Below are 19,787 nucleotides of genomic sequence, written 5' to 3'. Positions count from 1 at the left end.
TTCTGCGTTCGGCGCCGGAACCGGAACGGGACGCGGTAGCGATCAGAGCACAGTGAACTCGATGCGCCGGTTGCGCGCGCGGCCCTCGGCGCTGTTGTTGTCAGCCAGCGGCTGGTCGGGGCCCAGGCCCTGCACGCTCATGCGCGCCGCCTCGATGCCGGTACTTTGCAGGTAGCGACGCACCGTTTCAGCGCGCGCCGCGCTCAACGCGACATTGGCCGCGCGCGCGCCCACGTTGTCGGTGTGGCCACTGATGCGCACGCGCGTACTGCCGATCTCGCGCATGGCCGCGGCCATCTGCTCCAGCACCGCGATGCCCTGCGCGGTCAGGTTGGCGCTGCCGCTCTGGAACTCGATGGTGCGGTTGGCCAGCGCCTGGTCCAGCACCGCCTGTTTCGACTCGCCCACGCGCAGGCCGTTGTGCACCGTCCACGTGCGGTTGAGCGCGGTGGACATGCGGCTGGCGAGCTGCTGGCGCTGGGCCTCGTTGGCCACTTCACCCTGCAGGCGCACCACGTTGCCGTTGACGTCCAACTGCCCGCCCGAGACCTGGCGCAGGTCATCGCCCAGCAGGTTGACCACGTGCGACTGCCAGTTGGGCGGCGCGACCACGTCGTCGACCTCGATTCGGTCGACCACGCGCTCGGCGCCGTACAGCGCGCGCAGGCGGGTCAGCACCGCCGCACGCGTGGCTTCGTCGGGCACGATGCCCGCCACCACCACCGGCTTGCCGCCGGTGGGCGCCGTAGCCGCCGCGACATTCGGGGCCGTCGCCTGCGACGCCAGCGCCGTCGTGATGCCACCACCGGCGCCGGTCTGCGCGCGCAGCAGGGCCGGCGCTGCCACCAGTGCCGCCAGCAGCGCCATCGACGCCGCGCCCACCGCTCCCATCCTGTCCTTGGCCATGCTCATGTCCCGAGATACGTTTCAGCAAACAGCCTGCGTGCCATCCGCAGCGGCAGTTCCTCGCGGTCGAGGAAACTGACCAGGCGGTTGAGCGCGTAGTCCTCCGCCACCTGCTCCTCCACCCATTCGGCATCGTCCACGCGGATCAGTTGTTCGTCCGCCGCGCGCGGATCGAGGGCGGCGTGCAGGGTGCGGCCATCGGTGCCGTTGAAGCCGATCACCAGCCGCGGGCTGGGGCCTTCGGGCAGCAGCACGGCCAGTTCGAACGAGGCGCGGCCGAGGAAGCCCCCGACCAGGTCCAGCCAGAACGCGGCCACCAGTGGCCGGTACAGCGGGTCGCGCGGCAGCGGCAGCGACAGGCCCTTGTCGATCTGTGCACCGCCGCCGGTCAGCACCGGCTGCAGCAGCAGGCCCAGCGCCGGCAGGGTCCAGGCCAGCCGGCCGCCGTGGCCGGCGTCCTGCAGCAGTCCCTGCAGGGCGCCGAGGTCCTGCAGGTCGAGGAAGTCGAGGAACGGCGCTTCGTAATGCGTCGGCTCCACGCTCAGGCCCACGCGCGCCTCCGCCAGCTCGCGCAATACCGGCGACGGGTCATCGGCGGCCACGGCCTGCCGCGCTTGGCGCGCCATACCGACCCACGCCCGGCTCAACGCAAGTGGGCTGCGTGCCAGGAACGGCAAAGGCTGCGCCACGTCGAAGCGGGTCGCGACCATGAACGGGAAGCGCCGCTCGGAGGCGTCGCGGCTGGCGAGGATGTGCCCGCCCACCGCCGTGCTGCTGCGCGAGCCGAGGAAGGCGAAGTGCATCGGTGGCGCGGTGTCGTAGATGCGCTTCCAGTCCGGGTCGCGGGCGAGTAGTTCAGCCGCCTGCTCGGCCCAGTGGTCGAGCTGCATCATCAACGGCGCGTATTCGGCGGCGCGCACGAAGTCGCCGCGCGTGGGCAGCTTGCCGAAGTAGCCGACTGGCCAGGTGGTGGCGATGACGGCGGTCATCAGCGCGCTCCTGCCGGGCTGGCGGCGGGACCACCGCGGCTGGCGCCGGCCGTGCCAGCGGGCGTTGCACCCGGGGTCGCGGGTGCTGGTGCGGTCGTGTTGGCCGCTGCGCTGCCGGGTGCGCCCGTCCCGCTTGCCGCCGTGACGGACGCCGTTGGCGCGACCATCCCGGCCACCACCGCGGGCAGGCGCCCGCCGCGCTTGCCACCGGTGGTCTGGCGCTCCTGCGCCTGGCTGACGCTGACGATGCGCAGCTCCATCGACACCGTGGCATCGCCTTCGCCGATCGCCATGCGGTAGTGCTGGTCGGCGACCGGCGTGGTGCGTGCGGTTTCAAACAGACGCGACATGCCCTTGGTGCCCGGCGCGTTGAACACCTCGACGTTGCGACCGTCGGCGGTCACTGCCTCGATGCGCACGCCCGGCGTGCCCTGCGGGTTGGGCAGGGTGAAGGTGCTCCAGGTGGCCGGCGTGTTGCGGTAGCGCAGCTGCTGGCCATCAACGGTGATGGTGTATTCGCGGCCCAGCGCCGGGCCGGGGCGGATCTCGAACACCATGCTCGGTCCACCCGTGCCAGCGGTGCCTGCACCGGCGCCGCCCACGGGCACGACCCAGCCGGCGTAACCGTCCATCAACTCGGGGCGCAGGTTGATGCCGATGTCGGCCCAGCGCTGCGCGGTCATGGTATTGCCGCGGCGGATCACCAGCGAACCCAGCGCTTCGTTGCTGAAACGGGCGATGGCGCCATCCGGGCCGAAGATCTGCGCCTCGTCGGCGGCGGCCGCTTCTACGCTCGCGGCCGCGTCATACGGGTACTTGCGGCCGATGCCCTGCTCGAACGGCTGGTACACCTGCGCCGCCCACGTGCGGTTGAGCTCGCCTTCGGCCGGGCGCACCAGTGCGGCGAACGCCTGCACCACGGGGCGGATCAGCAGCGGGCGCAGGGCCTGGCGCTGCGAATCACTCAGGCCGTTGAGCATCTGCTCGTCGACCAGACGCTGCGCCTCGCCGATCTCGCCGCTGTTGCCGTCCAGCGTTTCCTGCATCAGCTTGCGCGCGCCGGGGCCGGGGTCGCCCTGGCCCTTGATCGCGTTGAGGCGGCTGCGCAGCTTGCCCAGCGCTTCGAAGTAGGCGTCGGCCAGCGGCGGTTGGCCGTCGCGTGGGTGCATCAGGCGCGCCAGGCCCTGGAACTCGCGGCCGATCGGGCCCATCGCCACCGCGGCGGGCTTGCCATCGGTGCCGCTCCCCTGCGGGGTGCGACCGAGCACCACGCGGTTGAACCACGCGACGATGCCGCCGCCTTCGTCACCGCGTTGCGCGCTCGGGTTGTCCCATACGGTCTCGCGGTTCACCGCTTCCAGCAGCTTGCGCAGCGGCGAGCTGCGCGGATCGCCGATGCGGTCCATCTGCGCGGCGGCCTGCTCGAAGCTGCCGAACTCGGCCACGCTCACGCCCTGCAGGAAGCGCGCCCACTCGCGGGCGTAGTCGGCCTTGTACAGCGCGGTCAGCTCCTTGGCCACGTGCTCGGGGCTGCCGGCCAGGGTCAGGTCGTCCTGCACGGTGGCTTCCAGCACCCAGTCGGTGCTGCTCAGCTCGGCGTTGGAGGCTTCGCCGATGGCGTCCTTGACGTAGTCGTCCCACGCGGCGCAAGTGAACGTGCCCGGCACCGAATGGCTGCCCTGCACCGCGCCGCGCGCGCCGTCCTCGCCGAGCAGGCTGGCGACGGTGACCGGGGCGAAGCGGGTGGCGGCCCGCGCCTTGATCTGCGCGTACACGCGGTCGCGCGCCGGCGTGCCCTTCATCACCAGGCGCAGGGTCTCGCGGCCGTCGTCGACCAGGCCGAACTTGGGTTCGATCAGCGGCCACTGCGGATCGGCCGCCAGCGCCACGTAGGTGCTCATCAGTCGGCCGGCGGCGCGCAGCAGGTCCTCGCGCGGCATGCTGCCGCGATTGGCCTCCAGCCAGTTGCGCCAGAAGCGGGTCAGCTGGTCGTCCAGGTGGCTGGCCTCCACCCGGCTGCGGTCGCCGAGCATGAGGTAGGTCTTGAGCGCGTTGTAGGCGTCCTCGGCATCGGTGGCGGAGGGTTCGCGATACAGCGGGTCGTCGCCGGTGGCCATGGCGGCCGGGTTGGACGCCGCCATGGCGCTATCCACCGACGGTGGCGACATGCCCGCCACCGCGCCCGTTGCGGCGGTGGCCGCCGCCGCGGCACCAGCGCCTACGCCGACCGGACCCATGCCGGCCGCGACCATGCGCACTTGGCCGCGGTTGGCGATCACCTCGCCCAGGTAGCCTTCCAGACGCGCGGTCACCGGCTGCAGCATCAGCTGGCGCATGCCGTGGAAGAACTCGCTGCGCAGCTTGGCCTCGATGCGGTCGCCCTGGTACAGGCCCAGGCCGAGCGCGACCGGATTGTCCTGGCGGTACTGGTCGAGCTGCGCCATGCGGTCGTGCAGGATCAGCAACGCCTCGATCCGCGACTGCAGGTCCACGCGTTCGCGCTGCATCGCCACGGCCTTGTCGAAGTCGGCGGTGACGTTGGCCACCAGCTGGCGGTTGCCGGTGTACGACCAGGCCCAGCCGGCCAGCGCCAGCGCCAGCACGGCAGCGCCCGCGGCGAACGCGGCGTAGCGCAGGCGGCTGCGCTTGGGACTGGCGTACTGCTTGACCAGGTCACGGTCGGCGAAGATCACCTTGCGGAACAGGCCGAGCAGGAAGTGGCTGCTTTCCAGCACCGGCAGGCGCTCGCCTTGGCCGTTGGCCGCCGACAGCGCGAACTGGCGCGCGACGCGGTCGGACGCCGGCTGCACAGTCACGCCTTCCTGCAGCGCGCTGGTGAAGTAGAAGCCGCGGAACACCGGTTTGAACTGGTACGGGTTTTCCTCGAACAGCGTGGCGATGAAGGTGCGCAACGCGGGCTTGATGCCGGCGAACTCCATCGGCAACGTCAGCAGCCCCGGCGGCACGTCGCGTCCGCGCAGCATCGCCATCTGCGCCACGCCCATCTCGCGCAGGCCTTCGGCCAGCAGGTCGAAGTGATGGTCGAAGGAGGCCAGCGCATCGGTGTCCACGCGCGGCTCGCCCGGGCGCTCCATCGCGTATGGCAGCGTGGCGCCCCACGCGTTCTCGCGCTCGCTCGGGTCCAGGCCGCGGAAGAAGTCGTTGAAGCCGGCGATCAGGTCGGCCTTGGTGAACACCACGTATACCGGCGCGAACACTTCCAGCCGCTCGGTCAGCTCCTGCACGCGCTGGCGCAGGTTCTTGGCGAGCTCGATGGCGAACTCGGGCTTGCTGCCCGACAGCTCGCCGATGGAGGCGGCGATGAGGATGCCGTTGATCGGCGCGCGCGAGCGGTGCTGCTTGAGCAGGTCGAGGAAGGTCAGCCATTCCAGCCGGTCCTCGGCGCTGACCGAGTAGCGGCCGGCGGTGTCGAGCACGATGCCTTCGGTGGTGAAGTACCAGTCGCAGTTACGGGTGCCGCCGAGGCCACGGATCACGTTGCTGCGGTTGTCCTCGAACGGGAAGCGCAAGCCGGAATTGAGGATGGCGGTGCTCTTGCCCGCGGCCGGGTTGCCGATGATCACGTACCACGGCAGTTCGTACAGCGCGGCGTTGCCCTTGAGCTGGCCGAGCTTGGACGACTTGATGGCCTTGACCGCCTCGCCCATCCGTTCGCGCAGCTGCTCGGCATCGGCGCGCGCGGCCGGCGTGGCGTTGGTCACCGCCTGCTCGCCCTGCGCGTTGACCACCGCTTCGATGGCGTTGGCGGCGCGGCGCGCACGTGCGCGGCGCACGATCCAGACCACCAGCCAGACCACGCCCAGGGTGGCCAGCAGCAGCACCAGCCACACGCCGATGCGTCCCAGCTTGTCCATGCCGAAATACGCCACGGCGGCGGTGGCGACCAGGGCCAGCGCGGCCAGCACGCGGTAGTCGCTCAGCCAGTATCGGAGGTTGCTCAACATGGGGTCAGTCCATCGACGCGGGTCAGGCTGCCGCCGAAGCGGCCGCAGGGAAAAGGGAGTCGTGCGTGGCCGGCGCCAGCACCGCGGCAGCGCGCGTGCTGGCATCGGTCAGGGCCAGGGCCAGGGTGGGGGTCTCGCTTTCGCGCGCGTGGGCAGCGGCAACTGCCAGCAACGCCAGCGGACCGGCCACGCCCATCGAGCCGCAGGCGACGCCGAGGTGCAGGGCGTCTTCGACCGGATCGAGCTCGGGGCGCTGCGCGACCAGCGCGGTGGCGGCCTCGACCATCCGGCTGGGGCGGTGGTCGGCGCCGGTCACCACCTGCAGCGGTGTATCGCCGGTGCAACCGGCGGTGTCGAGCGCGCGGGCGATCAGCTCGGCGGTGGTACGCGCCGCTTCGCGCGGGCGCGTGGCGTCCGCGAGGCGGGCCTGCAGCGGCAGATGCAGGTGGATCTGCGGGTCGGCAAGGTCCGCTTCGGCTGCCGATGTATCCGGGTGGTCGCCAGTCGCCCCGGGTGCACCCGGGGCACGAGCCGCGGCTCCGCCTGACGCGTCACCCGCGGCTGCGAGCAGCAGGCCGGCGGCGCCTTCGCCCGGCACTTCGCCTTCCGATACGTCGCTGCGCAGCAGGCGCTCGTCGGCATGCAGCCGCTCGACCATGGCCTCGCTCACCCACGAGTCGGCGGTCAGCACGAGCACCCGGTCGCGGCGTACGGAACTGGCGTGCAGGTCATCGGCGAGCATCGCGAGCAGGCGCCAGTTTTCGTCCTCGCGCTGCACCGGCTGCGTCAGGGTTTCCACGTGGTCGGCATCGTGGCCGAGGGTGGTGGCGAGTTCGCCGAGGGCGACTGCAGCCGACGTGCGCAGCGGCTCCGGCCAGTGCGCGGGCGCCAGCAGCACGATGCGCAACGTGGACCGCTGCTGCGCCGCAGGGGCGCGCAACGACTGTGAATGATGCATCGCGTAGGGGTGCATGGTCGGGCCGTCGTCGGCCTCGGCGGCCATGGCATCGCGCATGGCGTCGGGACTCACCTCGGGCAGCGCCGCCAGCAGCAGGTCCTCGGCCACCGGGCGCAACAGGGCGAACGCGCGGCGCACGGCATCGTCCACGTCTTCATCCGGGTCCATGGCCCAGTCGGCGTCCGCCTCGTCGACGTCTTGAACCGCCGCCACGCTGACCGGGAAGCCGTGCAGGTCACGCAACGTGGCATGCAGGCCGGGGCGCTGGTGCCGACGCAGCGTGGTGGTGACGTCAACGGCATCGCGGCCAGCGGGCAGCCATAGCGCACTGGCGACCACGGACAGGGTCGTGGCTTGCGCTGCGTCCGGGGAGAGAACGGCGACCTCGTCGCTGACCGTTGATTCAGCGGCCGCCTCCGAAGACGCAGGGGTCGCCCGGTTCGTCCGCCACCGCTGAAACATCCAGGCCGTACCAAGAAGCGCCGTCGGCAGGCCGATCAACCAGATCAGCAGGTCGCTGCCACCAGGGCTGGTACCGGTGGCGCGCCATACCGAAACGGCACCCGCTCCGGAGAGCAGATAAACGCCGCCGCCCGTCAGCCACAGGCGCATGTAGGACATGCCATTCACATCTGTCTTCCTTGACTGCCTTCCTATCCATGGAGAATTGTCGCGGTCCGCAGCGACAAGCGGCGCTCTTCATGCGCGCCAAGCTCTTTCACTATAGCTCGGATGGATCGACAAATGGATCCATGACCAGTGGACCGCACGCCTTTGCCTCACAACCCAGAAAACGGACCGTCTCTCCGCTCGTCCATTGGGCTTTTGCGGCACCGTTGATGGTGAACTGCCACACCACGCCGCCAACTTCAACTAGCCGCTTGTGCACGCCCCAGGATTCATGGCGTCAAATGCCCACCACCGCGTCGGCGGCTGTGTGGAGCAGCGACCGATGGCAAACCTCAGCGTGGATGAACAACTTCGACCTCAAGGTTCTTGACGTGCCACGCGACAGAACCAACCCTTTCAAGCGTTGCAACGTGGAACAACCGCGTCGGCGTGGGAGGTGTCCGACGCACAAGCACGATCCGATCCTCGCGCGTGGTTAGTTTCCACGGCCCGAGGTTTGCAATGCCGTGACTGATCCACACCGGTGCCGCGTCAAGCTCGACAAGCAGTGGGGCGTAGTCGGCTGGATTCTCCCTTTCCCGCTCAACCAGTGCCGACCGCAGCGCTTGCTTTATTGCGCCCAAATCCTGGGTAGTTACGCTTATCGATCCAGAAGCCAACGACAGCTCTGCTACGACTTCACGCTCTGTTGCTTGCATTCGTCCCTCTCCCATCGTCGCGCCAGTGCAGCCGATTCCACCCATGCAAGCGAGGAGTAGCCAAGCAAACCCATTAGCCAGCACCGTCGGACCTCCGTGCTTCCTCTTCAGGTCCCGGACACTTCCATGCCGAGGTAGGGATGGAACGCTTGTTCTTTGCCATCTCCTCTCCACTGATGCGGTCTCCTCGCTGCGGCGGGCGAGTGCTGCCATCACTGAGCACCACGTCTCCGTTCTCATCACGCTCGACAGGAAACGGCTTGGTTGAGTCCGTCGATACGGGGTACTTGGCGCGCACGTACGCGGAAATTTTGTGTCTATCCGCCGTCCAGTTTCCGTTAGCATTTCGCGTGCGGAACCCCTCCTTCTGGCCGGACATTCCTTGCCGGATAGTCCACTGCTCCGTTTCGTAGTAGGCCTCGACTTCCTTGTCGACCCAACTCATTGATGCCGGTTGCTTCTTGTGCCAGACCTCGTGATAGATCGTCGTAGCTGCGGCCTCCGGAGAGGCAGAGCGCAATAGGCCGATATTGCCATCCCCCTGGGTTCCGCCTGCCTGAAATCGATCAACAACCCATTCACGCCCGTCAAATCGAAGGTCATCGAAATAAATTTCGTCGCTGGCCGTGATCTGCGTTTTCGCCATCTCATCGACAACGGCCTTGTCCTGGGGACACAAGCGTTTCAAAACGTCGGCGACTCGCCACTCGCCTCGCGCCGAGCCTCTTCCGCGACGGAGGTTTTCCGTCGTCACGGCCCCAGCGCTATCGGCTGGTCCGCCGATGTTGGTTGCAACCTGGGAAAGGGACAACGCCCCCACGGTTGTCGCAGCGTGCTTGGCAGCGCCGCTACTGCCGGCATCAACAAACACCCGCGACTGCCCCGACAGCAACGTCGCGCCGCACGCGGTCTTGTCGCCATGTCGCGCCACCGGTTGGCCGTCGATGATCACCGTCGGGTCACCGGCGGCAATGGGAAAGGTGCCCTTGCACTTCGGGCACGACACCTGGTCGCCCACGCGGGCGACGGGCTTGCCATCGATGTCGGTCTGCGACGACACCGCGACCACCGTGCCGCCGTGGTCGGTCTTGTCGCCGAGGACGATGAAAGGCTTGGACATGGCACCGTGCTCCGTGGTGGCGGCCGTGGCGGCCGGACGCAATCCATGCGTCGGGGGTGAACGATAGCAGCAACCCGTTGCCGATTCACCCGGCGCGGGCGGCGCGGCGGGCCTCGCGGCAGGGCGCCTTCCACTCCAGGTGCACGTAATCCTTGATCGAGCGCCAGCTGCCGCCCCACTCCAGGCCGACCTGCTGGGCCAGTTCGCCATGGAGGAAGTAGCCGCGGCGCACCCACGGGTCGCGCATGTCCCATTGCAGCTTGCCGTCGCGGTACAGCGCGCTGTCCACGGCCATGCCGTACTGGTGGCAGCTCTGGCCGGCGCCGGCACGGGTCACGCCGCCGCCCTTGGCCGCAAGCTCCGCCTGGCGCTGCGCGCTGCGGAAGCCTTCCACCAGCACCATGCGGTAGCCGTGCTGCTGCTCCATCACCCGGTAGATGGCCAGCACGCGCTGCTGGAACTCGGGGTGGATGCGCTCCCAGCGGCGGTCGGCGCTGCCGATGCGGTCCAGGGCGAAGGTGTTGTTGGTTTGTCCCATCGCCGGGCTGGTCACGGCGTCGGGCTCGGCGGGGATCATCCCGGCCTCGGCGGCGAGGAACAGTTCCGGTGGCAACGGCGGCGGCGGGGCCAGGCGCTCGCCGCGCAGCAGTTGCAGGATGCGCTCGTCTTCGGCCCGGACCAAGGTGGCGTCGTAGCTGTCCAACTGCACGCGCTGGCGCAGGGTCAGGATCAGCAACGGCGGTACGCCGGCCAGCAACAGCGCGCCCAGCAGCCACAGCCGCTGGCGGTGCACGCCGCGCAGCAGCCGGCCCGTGCCGGCCGCCACCTGCCGGGTAGATGCGCCGGCCGCGTTGGCGGTATGCGACCAGCCCCGCGTGGCCCGCGCGCCCACCGCGCGCTGCCAGCGCCCCAGGTGCGCGGCCACGCGCGCACGCGCATCGTCAAACAGCAGCAACCAGGCCACTAGCGACAGCGCGACGAACAACAGCAGCATCCAGACAGCAATCACGCGGCACCTTCCCTGGCGACGGTATTTGACGGCTACCGCACCACATTCCAGAATGCGGTCGCGTGATCCGGTAGTGACCGGATCGGAAAGGAGTCCACGTGGATCGGCACGATGCCAAACCACGGCGCCCCAGCCTGATGGCGGGTGCCGGATCGCAACATCCTGCGCCCGGCAGCCAGCCGGCGCGCATCCTAGCAGATGCGGTCCCCACGCCCACGCCCATGCCACGTCGGCCGCGACGGTCTAAACTCCTCCGCGCGATGCTGGTGGGTGGCCTGTGTGTCCTTGGCGTGGCCACGTTGGGTTGGATGCTGGCGCCCCCGCAGGCGGATGCCGTTGCGCCAGCGCCGTCGGCTACCGTCGCCACGATCAGCGCATCCACAGCGCCAGACGCCGTCTCCGACACCGCGACGTTGCTGGATGCCAGCGCCGGGAGCGTGACCGCCGTGGCCAACCCGTTCGGCCCTCCGGCCGATGCGCCCACTGAGTCAACCCAAACGGTCGTCGCCAGCGCCAGCAATCCATTCAGCGCTCTGGAACCGGCACCGCACGAGGAGACCCACCCCGCTGCGACGGCGGCGGTCGCGGCCGTGTCAGCGCCGAGTCGCGGCACCGCCACCGCGACTGCCACCGCCAAGACAACGGCCGCACCCGGCACCCCGACCCGCGTAGCGCCCGAACCCGACTTGCTGCAGGCGCTGATGCAGAACATCCGGCAGCCTGCCGAACCGGTCCGCGACACCCGGGCGATGGATCGGCTGGCGCGACGCCTGGATCGCCAACCCATGCCGGCGACGGCTGGCCCGAAAGACGATGGAAATTCCACACAACCGGCAACCGCACCAGCACCAGCACCAGCACCCGCGACATTGCGCGCGGAGCTGGACCAGTGAACAACCTGCGCAGCCACTGGTGCCGCCAGCGGGCGTGCAAACGCGCTGGCGTGGATCCCAAGACCTGCACCCAGCACTGAGCCGGCCATGAAAAAACCCGGCCCTGTGAAGGACCGGGTTGCATCGTTACCGCACGCGCACCGCGATGCGGGGTGTCACCAGACCACTTCGGCCATCGAGCAGTTCAGGCCCGAGCCAATGCCGAGCAGCGCCACGCGGTCGCCCTTCTTCAGCCGGCCCATCTCGCGCAGCTTGCTCAGCACGATCGGTACCGAGGCCGGGCCGATGTTGCCGTGCTCGTTGAAGATGGTCATGACCTTCTTCGGGTCGATGCCCATCGCCTTGGTGAAGGCGGCGGTGTGCACCTTGCTGACCTGGTGGATGACGAACTCGTCCAGTTCGGTGGCCACCCAGCCCAGCTTCTGCTTGGCCACCTCAAACGTCTTGGTGGCCAGCTTGATGCCTTCGATCAGCAGCAGGCGGGTGTCGGTGACCATGCCGTCGAGGTTGCCGCGGCACAGCTTGTTCCACTCGGTCGCGGCACGGGTGACGCCGCCCTTGTAGCGCGGCGCGCCCGGCGCCAGTTCGCTGCGCGCCATCACCATTGCCGCCGCGCCGGAACCCAGGGTCAGGGTGGCCAGTTCGTTGCGGAAGTCCTCGTCGGTGACGTCGGCACGGGTCATGCGCTCGAGCGTCTTCTCGTAGGCCAGGTCGGCGGTCTCGCCGTCAACCACCAGTGCGTACTCGATCTCGCCGCGCTCGATCATGCGCGCGGCGATGTCCATGCCGTTGATGAAGGCCAGGCAGGCATTGGCCACGTCGAAGTTCTGGCAGGTGTCGGGCAAGCCGAGGTTGCCGGAAACAATGGACGCGGTGGACGGCTCCAGGTAATCGCGGCTGACCGAGGTGTTGACCAGCAGGCCAACGCGATCAGGTTCGATGCCGGCGTCGGCCAGCGCCTTGACCGCGGCCAGCGTGGCGGCATCGGAGGCCTGCACGTCGCCGTCCCACAGGCGGCGCGCGTGGATGCCGGCGATGTCGCCGAGTACGTCAGTGCGGATGCCCAGCCGGTCAAGGGTTGGCTTGAGCCGGGCATTGATCTCTTCCGAGCTCAACCGGCGCGGCGCGTCGATGTGGGCCAGGCCAGCGATAGCGACGTGTTGGAACAGCATGGGCGTTGGAACCAGAAGGCGTGGAACACGAAAGATTAACGCCTTCGCGGCCACGGCGCATCCGCCGGGCCCGCAAACCGGTTCACCGGATGACGAAAGTCGGACGTTGACCGCACGTTGGCGGCCGGTTCCCGCCTCAGCCGCGCGTGCAACGCCAGGCGGCGAATCGCTGTTCGCCATCGTGCGGCGCGTCCAGCGGCTGCACGGTGTCCGCGCCCAGGCCCGGGGCCTCGTTGCGGGCCAGGGTTTCCAGTTCCTCACGCACGCGCAGGTCGTTGCGCTCATAGGGCCCGATTCGGTCCTTGACCGAAACCTCGACTTCGCCGCGCTTCTCGCAGCCGGCCGGGCCGGTGCCCGCGGCGATCACCCGCACGCGGCTGGCGCCAGGCGCCATGTGCACCCAGGTGCAGCCGCTGGCGATCAGGGTGGTGGCGGCGACAAGCAGCAACAATGGGCGCATCGGGAGCTCCAGACGTCGGGAACGGGCATGGCGACGCCCCGGATTGTCGCCCGGGGCGTCCAGCTTGAGAACCGCTGCGATGAATCGTGGATGACTTCGGCGCCGCCCGATCCCGCCCCATCGGGGGCGGGATGCCGGGGTGACGAAGCTCAGTTCGCCTTGGTCCCGCTGGCCGCGGGGGCCGGGCCGGTCGCGACCGGCGCCCCGTCCGCATCCAGCACCTGCACCGCACCCAGGTTCAGCGCCCGCACCGGCGCCTCGATCTGCTTCAGGTCGCCGACCACCACCCAGGTCAGGGCGTTGGGGTCGATGGCCTTGGCGGCCTCGGCCACCTGCGCCGGGGTCAGGGCCGCGATCTCGGCATTGCGGCGGGTGACGTAGTCGTCCGGGCGGCCGTAGCGGACGATGCCGCCAATCGTGCCCATCACCGCGCCTGCGGTCTCATAGGCGCCCGGCAGGCTGCGGCTCTCGTTGGCCTGGATCTTGGCCACCTCGGCGACGGTCGGCGGCGCCTTGCCGCTGACATAGTCGGCGACTTCGCGCTGCACTTCGCGCATCGACTCCACGGTCTTGTCGATCTGCACCGGGGCGACGGCCAGCCACGGGCGCGGGCCCAGGGCGCTGACCAATTGCGTGCGGGCACCGTAGGACCAGTGCTTGTCCTCGCGCAGATTCATGTTCAGGCGCGCGGTGAACGAGCCACCGATGACGTCGTTGGCCACTTCCAGCCTGACCGCGCCGGGATCCTTGGACGAGGGCATCAGCTGGCCGACGAACAGGTTGGCCTGCACGGCGCCCGGCTGGTCCACCAGGAACACGCGCGGCTGCGTCGGACGCGCCACTGCGGCGGGTGCGGTCGCGGCCGGCGCGACGCCTTCGCCCTTCCAGTCGCCAAGGTGCTTCTCCAGCATCGGCACGATGGCCTTGAGCGTGGTGTCGCCGACCACGATCAGGGTGGCGCCTTCCGGACGCACCCACGCCTTGTGGAAGGCGACCAGGTCATCGCGGGTCAGGCTGGCGATGGAGGCTTCGGTGCCGCTGCCGCTGAACGGGATGGCATAGGCGTGGTCGCCGCCGTACAGCAGCGGCGGCAGCACGCGCAGCACGGCGGAGTTGGGGCGCGCCTTCTCCTGCTTGATGCCGGCGATCCAGCTGGCCTTGATCCGGTCGACCTCGGCCTGCTCGAAGCGCGGGGCGCGCAGCATGTCGGCGAACAGGTCCAGCGACGGGTCCAGGTTCTCCTTCAGCGCCGACAGGTAGGCGCTGCCACCGTCCAGCGAGGCGCCGGCACCGAGGTTGGCACCCAGCGCTTCGGCGCGGTTGGCAAACGCCAGCGTGCCCAGATCGCCAGCGCCCTCGTCCAGCATGCCCATCGCGAAGCTAGACGTGCCGAGCTTGCCGCCGTGGTCGGCGGTGTAGCCGCCATTGAACTGGTAGCTCATCTGCACCACCGGGATGTCATGGCGCTCGGCCAGGATCAGCCGGGTGCCGTTGGACAACGTGGCACGCTGCAGCGACGGGAACGCCAGCTGCGGGAACTGGGTCGGCATAGGCACGCCGGTCTTGCGGTCGACGGTGCTGGCGGTGGTGCCGTACTTGCCGTCCACGGCCGGCAACTGGAACGGCGCCGGGGTGGCGGCCGGGTCTTCCGGCAGCGGGGTGCGCTCACCCTTGGCCACCACCAGGGTGTGGTCGCCCTTGCCCAGCCACTTGCTGCCCACGGCCTTCAGGTCGGCGGCGGTGGTGGACTCGATGGCTTTCAGCGAATCGCGGAAGCAACCCGGGTCGCCGGTGTAGATCGCGCATTCGGCCAGCGCATCGGCCTTGCCACCGAAGCCGCCGATGCGCTCGATACCACGGATGAAACCGGCGCGGGTGGCGGTCTTGGCCTGCGCCAGTTCGGCGGCGGTGGGGCCTTCGGCGACCAGCTTGCGCAGCTCTTCGTCGATGATGGCCTCGACCTTGGCCGGATCGACGCCGTCCTTGAGGGTGGCGCTGATCATGAAGTTGGAACCCAGCTGCGAGGCGTAGGCGCCCGCGCTGATGTTGTCGACCAGCTTGTCACCGTGCAGCAGGCGGGTGTCCAGGCGTGAGCTCTTGCTGCCGCCCAGCACGAAGCCGAGCAGTTGCAGGCGGTCGATGTCGGCGGTGCCGAACTGGGCCACGTTCCACGCGCGGTAGATGCGCACCGCCGGCACCTTGTCCTGCATCACCTCGCGGGTGGACGCCGCTCGCACCGCCACGTCGGCCTTGGGCTGGGCCATGGTCGGGCTGGCGGGGATGTGGCCGAAGTACTTGCCGACCTTCTCCTTCGCCGTCTTCACGTCGATGTCGCCGGCCAGCACCAGCACGGCGTTGTTGGGGCCGTACCAGGTGCGGAACCACTGCTTCACGTCGTCCAGCGACGCGGCGTTGAGGTCGTTCATCGATCCGATGACGGTGTGGCCGTACGGGTGGCTCTTGGGGTACAGCGCCTGGCCCAGCTTGGTCCAGACCTGGCCGTAGGGCTGGTTCTCGCCCTGGCGCTTCTCGTTCTGGACCACGCCGCGCTGTTCGTCCAGTGTCTTCTGGTCGATCGCGCCGAGCAGGTGGCCCATGCGGTCGGACTCCATCCACAGCGCCATGTCCAGCGCGGTGCTGGGCACGTTCTGGAAGTAGTTGGTGCGGTCCTGGTTGGTGGTGCCGTTCATGTCGGTGGCGCCAACCATTTCGAACGGTTCGAAGTATTCGCCCGGGTGGTTCTCCGAACCGTTGAACATCAGGTGCTCGAACAGGTGGGCGAAGCCGCTGCGGCCGCTGGGCTCGTCCTTGCTGCCGACGTGGTACCAGAGGTTGACCGCCACGATCGGCGCCTTGCGGTCGGTGTGCACGATCACCCGCAGGCCGTTGGGCAGGGTGAACTGCTCATGGGCGATGTCGACCTTGGCCGGTGCCTTGGCCAGCGCAGGGGCCGGGGTAAAGGTCAGCCCGCCCATCGCGGTGGCAAGGGCAAGGGCAAGGGCGGCGGCACGCGGCCGGGCAAACGTGGTCATTCGACACTCCATTGTGGTGGATCGGGCGGAGGCCCGATGGTAGCGATGGGACCAGGTGCAGGCACTAGGCCACAAGTCCCGGTAGGGGGAACGCCGGCGCACGCGTTGCGCCGAAGCCGTGGTGCGGTCCGCCTTGCGGACACATGGACAGCAAGCGCCTGCCGCATCGTCATGACCCCCCCCGACGGGATGAGCCGGCATTCGCGCTTTGGGCGAGAATGCACGTTCCCACGGAGTCGCCACCATGACCGCTCGCCATTCCCTGCACTGCCTGGTCACCGGCGCCAATCGCGGCATCGGCCTGGAATTCACCCGCCAGTTGCTCGCGCGCGGCGACCGGGTCACGGCCACCTGCCGCCACCCGGGCCGGGCGACCGCGCTCAATGCGCTGGCCGGCGAACATCCGGGTCGGCTGCACGTGCTGCCGCTGGATATCACCGAAGCCAAGTCGCACGCCGAGCTGGTGCGCGAGCTGCCGCTGGTGGGCGGCGGCATCGACCTGCTGGTCAACAACGCTGGCGTGCTGCATTCGGGCGAGCGCTTCGGCCAGCTGACGGCTGGCAACTTCGAGGACAGCTTCCGCACCAACGCGGTGGGCCCGCTGTTGCTGACCCAGGCGCTGGCGCCTCATTTCGTGACCGGCGCCAAGGTGGTGAACCTGTCGTCGGTGCTGGGCTCCATCGGCTCGGTGGATGGCTTCCACACGCCGTCCTACGCAGTGTCGAAGGCGGCGCTGAACATGGTCACCGCATTGCTGGCGCAGGCGCTGGCCGAGCGCGGCGCGACCGTGCTGGCCTTCCACCCGGGCTGGGTGATGACCGACATGGGCGGCGATGGCGCGCAACTGCCAGCCGGCGATGCGGTGGCGGCGATGCTGCGCGTGGTCGATGGAGCCACGCCGACGGACAGTGGCCGCTTTCTCAACCGGCACGGCGAACCGGTGCCGTGGTGAGCGATGGTGCGATGTTCGACGTCATCCTGTTCCAGCCCGAGATTCCGCCCAACACCGGCAACGTGATCCGGCTGTGCGCCAATACCGGGGCGCGGTTGCACCTGGTCGCGCCACTGGGATTCACGCTGGAGGACAAGCAGCTCAAGCGCGCCGGGCTGGACTACCACGAGTACGCCACGCTGCAGGTGCACGACGGGCTGGATGCCGCGCTGGACGCCATCGCCGCGGCCAACGGCGCACCGCCGCGGCTGTTCGCGCTGAGCACGCGTGGCAGCGTGCGCCACGATACGGTGGCCTATCGGCCGGGCGATGCGTTCCTGTTCGGGCCGGAGACGCGCGGGCTGCCGGCGGACGTGCTGGAACAGGTGCCTGCCGGGCAACGCATCCGACTGCCGATGCGCCCGGACAACCGCAGCCTGAACCTGTCCAACGCGGTGGCGGTGGTGGTGTTCGAGGCGTGGCGACAGCAGGGGTTTGCCGGCGGGGCGTGAGCCACGCAAGGCGCGTCGCAAGCGACGGGGCACCTGCTGCAAGGCCCGCACCCGGCTCGCCCCTCGCGCCGGCGGCCAGCACATGCGAAGGCAGGCGTCCGGCGGACGTGTCCGGACATGCGCGGACACTGGATGAAGCCGCGCAAAACACAGCGAAAACAATCAGTTAAAAGTTGGCACGACGATTGCTTTGACTTCTGTGAACGCGGCCACCCACCCGGCCCCGATACAGGACCCCATGAGCATCCGTGACACCTCCGCGCAGGACCAGACGATTGGCGCCAGCGCCGCAAACGCGCTGGCCCACCGTTCGCGTCGTCGTCGCAACCTGCTCCTCGCCACCGGTGGCGGTGCGCTGCTGCTGGCCACCGTCTGGCTGGCGCAGGGCTGGAGTGCCGGCGGCCGGTCGGTCGACGCCAGCCGCCTGCGCATCGCCGAGGTGCGCCGTGGCGACCTGGTGCGCGACATCGCCGCCGATGGCCGGGTGATCGCCGCCAACAACCCCACCCTGTACGCCATTGCCGGCGGCACGCTCACCCTGCAGGTGGTGGCCGGCGATGCGGTCAAGCGCGGCCAGGCGCTGGCCGAGATCGACAGCCCGGAGCTGCGCAGCCGTCTGGCGCAGGAGCAGGCCACGCTCGCCAGCCTGGAGGCCGAAGCCGGCCGCGCGGCGCTGGATGCGGCGCTGGCGCGTTCGACCGCACGCAAGCTGCTCGACCAGGCCATGGTCGACCGCCAGGCCGCCGAACGTGCACTGGAGCGCAACCAGCGCGGCTTCGACGGCGGCGCGGTGCCGCAGGTGGACGTGCTGCGCGCGCGCGATGAGTTGAAAAAGGCCGAGATCGGCCTTTCGCATGCGCGCCAGGACCTGCAGCTGCAGGGCCAGGGCGCGGGCCTGGACACGCGCAACAAGCACCTGCTCGCCAACCGCCAGCGCGCGGTGGTGGCCGAAGTGCAGCGCCAGGTCGATGCGCTGACCCTGCGCGCGCCGTTCGATGGCCAGGTGGGCCAGGTGCTGGCCGCGCAACGCAGCAACGTGGGGCTCAACGCACCGGTGCTCAGCGTGGTCGACCTGACCGTGTTCGAAGTCGAGATCCAGGTGCCGGAGAGCTTCGCCCGCGACCTGGCGATCGGCATGCCGGCGCAGCTGAGCGGCCCGGGCGGCAGCTACGCCGCCGCGGTTTCGGCGGTGTCGCCGGAAGTGGTCAACGGCGAAGTCACCGGCCGCCTGCGCTTCACCGGCAAGGCGCCGCCGGGCCTGCGCCAGAACCAGCGCCTGGGCGCGCGCATCGTGCTCGACACCCGGCGCAACGTGCTGATGGTCGACCGCGGGCCGTTCCTGGAACAGGGCGGCGGCCACAGCGCCTTCGTCATGGATGGCGGCACCGCGGTCAAGCGCGCCGTGCGCACCGGTGCCAGCAGCCTCAATGCCGTCGAAATCGTCGATGGCGCCCGTGCCGGCGACCGCATCGTCGTGGCCGGCACCGACCTGTTCGGCGATGCCGAACGCGTCCGCGTCTCAGGAGAGTGACATGAACGCCTCGTCCCACTTCCCGTATTCGCTGCACTGGTCGTCGCAGGAACTGGCCGCCGCGGTTCCGCTGCGCCTGTTCGAGGTGCTGGACTTCGCTGTCGCCGACCACCGCGCCAGCGCCGCCAATGCCGCGACGACGGCGCGCCGCACCCTGCGCGAAGGCTATGCGCGCAACGCCGCGCTGCCGACCCATTTCCACGTTTACCGCTGAACCTGCCCCCAGGAGCCCGTCCATGCTGCACATGCAAGGAGTCACCAAGGTCTTCCGCACCGAACTGGTGGAGACGCACGCACTGCGCTCGCTCGACCTGCACGTGCGCGAGGGCGAGTTCGTCGCGGTCACCGGTCCGTCCGGATCGGGCAAGACCACGTTCCTCAACATCGCCGGCCTGCTGGAAGATTTCACCGGCGGCCGCTACCAGCTCGACGGCGAAGACGTGAGCGGGCTGTCGGACGATGCGCGCTCGCGCCTGCGCAACCGCAAGATCGGTTTCATCTTCCAGGGCTTCAACCTGATCCCCGACCTCAACCTGTTCGACAACGTGGACGTGCCGCTGCGCTACCGCGGCCTGCCCGCTGCCGACCGCCGCCAGCGCATCGAGCATGCACTCGCGCAGGTGGGGCTGGCGTCGCGGATGAAGCACTACCCGGCCGAACTGTCCGGTGGCCAGCAGCAACGCGCGGCGATCGCCCGCGCCCTGGCGGGCCAGCCGCGCCTGCTGCTGGCCGACGAACCCACCGGCAACCTCGACTCGCAGATGGCGCGCGGGGTGATGGAACTGCTGGAGGAGATCAACGCCGCCGGCACCACCATCGTGATGGTCACCCACGACCCGGAACTGGCCGCGCGCGCGCAGCGCAACGTGCACATCGTCGACGGCATGGCCACCGACGTGGCGGTCGAGCCCAGCCTGGTGCGCGCGCGCCAACTGGCGGCCGAGGCCGAAGCCCGCGCCGCCGACCCGATCGGTTGAGGAG

At 69.5% G+C, this 19,787-nt stretch carries 16 protein-coding genes; 6 read left to right on the top strand and 10 right to left on the bottom strand.

Annotated features, from left to right (window positions below):
• Positions 1-42 precede the first annotated feature (42 nt).
• The 7 genes from IP93_RS03680 to IP93_RS03650 form a co-directional block, all read right to left on the bottom strand.
• Positions 43-912, bottom strand: coding sequence for an OmpA family protein (locus IP93_RS03680; RefSeq protein WP_242006722.1), 870 nt, complete (start codon positions 910-912; stop codon positions 43-45).
• Positions 909-1,895, bottom strand: a complete 987-nt coding sequence (gene tagF / locus IP93_RS03675) for a type VI secretion system-associated protein TagF (RefSeq protein ID WP_144812127.1) — start codon at positions 1,893-1,895, stop codon at positions 909-911. The genes IP93_RS03680 and tagF overlap by 4 nt, the downstream gene beginning before the upstream one ends.
• The gene (tssM, locus tag IP93_RS03670) at positions 1,895-5,860 is read right to left on the bottom strand and encodes a type VI secretion system membrane subunit TssM (protein ID WP_144812124.1); all 3,966 of its coding nucleotides are present in this window, start codon (positions 5,858-5,860) and stop codon (positions 1,895-1,897) included. The genes tagF and tssM overlap by 1 nt, the downstream gene beginning before the upstream one ends.
• Before the next feature lie 22 nt (positions 5,861-5,882).
• Positions 5,883-7,439 (bottom strand): hypothetical protein, encoded by a 1,557-nt coding sequence (locus IP93_RS03665; RefSeq protein WP_144812122.1) that lies wholly within the window; start codon positions 7,437-7,439, stop codon positions 5,883-5,885.
• 341 nt (positions 7,440-7,780) lie between these two features.
• The gene (locus IP93_RS03660) at positions 7,781-8,146 is read right to left on the bottom strand and encodes a hypothetical protein (RefSeq protein ID WP_144812119.1); all 366 of its coding nucleotides are present in this window, start codon (positions 8,144-8,146) and stop codon (positions 7,781-7,783) included.
• A 73-nt stretch (positions 8,147-8,219) separates the two neighbouring features.
• A complete protein-coding gene (locus IP93_RS03655) occupies positions 8,220-9,266 on the bottom strand; it encodes a PAAR domain-containing protein (protein ID WP_144812115.1) in 1,047 nt (348 codons plus the stop codon).
• Between the two features lie 85 nt (positions 9,267-9,351).
• Complete coding sequence (locus IP93_RS03650; RefSeq protein WP_242006721.1) at positions 9,352-10,275, bottom strand: M15 family metallopeptidase; 924 nt, start codon at positions 10,273-10,275, stop codon at positions 9,352-9,354.
• Positions 10,276-10,535: 260 nt separating this feature from the next.
• On the opposite strand from IP93_RS03650, the gene IP93_RS03645 reads away from it, so the two are divergent.
• Complete coding sequence (locus IP93_RS03645) at positions 10,536-11,168, top strand: hypothetical protein (RefSeq protein WP_144812112.1); 633 nt, start codon at positions 10,536-10,538, stop codon at positions 11,166-11,168.
• 155 nt (positions 11,169-11,323) lie between these two features.
• Here the strand turns inward: IP93_RS03645 and IP93_RS03640 are convergent, their stop codons facing one another.
• The 3 genes from IP93_RS03640 to IP93_RS03630 all read right to left on the bottom strand — a co-directional run bounded on the left by IP93_RS03640 (position 11,324) and on the right by IP93_RS03630 (position 15,832).
• Positions 11,324-12,340, bottom strand: coding sequence for a 3-oxoacyl-ACP synthase III (locus IP93_RS03640; protein ID WP_144812109.1), 1,017 nt, complete (start codon positions 12,338-12,340; stop codon positions 11,324-11,326).
• A 136-nt stretch (positions 12,341-12,476) separates the two neighbouring features.
• Entirely contained in the window at positions 12,477-12,800 is a 324-nt protein-coding gene (locus IP93_RS03635) for a DUF4156 domain-containing protein (RefSeq protein WP_144812107.1), read from the bottom strand.
• 149 nt (positions 12,801-12,949) lie between these two features.
• A complete protein-coding gene (locus IP93_RS03630) occupies positions 12,950-15,832 on the bottom strand; it encodes a M16 family metallopeptidase (RefSeq protein ID WP_144812105.1) in 2,883 nt (960 codons plus the stop codon).
• A 244-nt stretch (positions 15,833-16,076) separates the two neighbouring features.
• Here IP93_RS03630 and IP93_RS03625 point away from each other — a divergent pair, with 244 nt between their 5' ends.
• From IP93_RS03625 to IP93_RS03605, 5 genes are all read left to right on the top strand, one after another.
• On the top strand, positions 16,077-16,784 hold the full coding sequence (locus IP93_RS03625) for an SDR family oxidoreductase (RefSeq protein ID WP_144812103.1): 708 nt from the start codon (positions 16,077-16,079) through the stop codon (positions 16,782-16,784).
• An 11-nt stretch (positions 16,785-16,795) separates the two neighbouring features.
• Entirely contained in the window at positions 16,796-17,275 is a 480-nt protein-coding gene (locus IP93_RS03620; protein WP_144812340.1) for a tRNA (cytidine(34)-2'-O)-methyltransferase, read from the top strand.
• Positions 17,276-17,513: 238 nt separating this feature from the next.
• Positions 17,514-18,806 (top strand): efflux RND transporter periplasmic adaptor subunit, encoded by a 1,293-nt coding sequence (locus tag IP93_RS03615; protein WP_144812100.1) that lies wholly within the window; start codon positions 17,514-17,516, stop codon positions 18,804-18,806.
• Position 18,807: 1 nt separating this feature from the next.
• On the top strand, positions 18,808-19,020 hold the full coding sequence (locus IP93_RS03610; protein WP_144812098.1) for a hypothetical protein: 213 nt from the start codon (positions 18,808-18,810) through the stop codon (positions 19,018-19,020).
• Positions 19,021-19,042: 22 nt separating this feature from the next.
• A complete protein-coding gene (locus IP93_RS03605; RefSeq protein WP_144812095.1) occupies positions 19,043-19,783 on the top strand; it encodes an ABC transporter ATP-binding protein in 741 nt (246 codons plus the stop codon).
• Positions 19,784-19,787: the final 4 nt, after the last annotated feature.

Source organism: Aerolutibacter ruishenii, from assembly GCF_007830115.1.
Lineage (GTDB): Bacteria > Pseudomonadota > Gammaproteobacteria > Xanthomonadales > Xanthomonadaceae > Aerolutibacter > Aerolutibacter ruishenii.
Note: the sequence above shows the minus strand (reverse complement) of the source record. Positions and strands in the feature narration are given on the sequence as shown.

Excerpts from the sequence above, each read along its gene's own strand:
- IP93_RS03655 (WP_144812115.1), bottom strand. The coding sequence starts at position 9,266 with ATGTCCAAGCCTTTCATCGTCCTCGGCGACAAGACCGACCACGGCGGC.
- IP93_RS03605 (WP_144812095.1), top strand. The coding sequence starts at position 19,043 with ATGCTGCACATGCAAGGAGTCACCAAGGTCTTCCGCACCGAACTGGTG.
- IP93_RS03630 (WP_144812105.1), bottom strand. The coding sequence starts at position 15,832 with ATGACCACGTTTGCCCGGCCGCGTGCCGCCGCCCTTGCCCTTGCCCTT.
- tssM (WP_144812124.1), bottom strand. The coding sequence starts at position 5,860 with ATGTTGAGCAACCTCCGATACTGGCTGAGCGACTACCGCGTGCTGGCC.
- tagF (WP_144812127.1), bottom strand. The coding sequence starts at position 1,895 with ATGACCGCCGTCATCGCCACCACCTGGCCAGTCGGCTACTTCGGCAAG.
- IP93_RS03665 (WP_144812122.1), bottom strand. The coding sequence starts at position 7,439 with ATGTCCTACATGCGCCTGTGGCTGACGGGCGGCGGCGTTTATCTGCTC.
- IP93_RS03610 (WP_144812098.1), top strand. The coding sequence starts at position 18,808 with ATGAACGCCTCGTCCCACTTCCCGTATTCGCTGCACTGGTCGTCGCAG.
- IP93_RS03615 (WP_144812100.1), top strand. The coding sequence starts at position 17,514 with ATGAGCATCCGTGACACCTCCGCGCAGGACCAGACGATTGGCGCCAGC.
- IP93_RS03635 (WP_144812107.1), bottom strand. The coding sequence starts at position 12,800 with ATGCGCCCATTGTTGCTGCTTGTCGCCGCCACCACCCTGATCGCCAGC.
- IP93_RS03680 (WP_242006722.1), bottom strand. The coding sequence starts at position 912 with ATGAGCATGGCCAAGGACAGGATGGGAGCGGTGGGCGCGGCGTCGATG.
- IP93_RS03645 (WP_144812112.1), top strand. The coding sequence starts at position 10,536 with ATGCTGGTGGGTGGCCTGTGTGTCCTTGGCGTGGCCACGTTGGGTTGG.
- IP93_RS03660 (WP_144812119.1), bottom strand. The coding sequence starts at position 8,146 with ATGCAAGCAACAGAGCGTGAAGTCGTAGCAGAGCTGTCGTTGGCTTCT.
- IP93_RS03620 (WP_144812340.1), top strand. The coding sequence starts at position 16,796 with ATGTTCGACGTCATCCTGTTCCAGCCCGAGATTCCGCCCAACACCGGC.
- IP93_RS03640 (WP_144812109.1), bottom strand. The coding sequence starts at position 12,340 with ATGCTGTTCCAACACGTCGCTATCGCTGGCCTGGCCCACATCGACGCG.
- IP93_RS03625 (WP_144812103.1), top strand. The coding sequence starts at position 16,077 with ATGACCGCTCGCCATTCCCTGCACTGCCTGGTCACCGGCGCCAATCGC.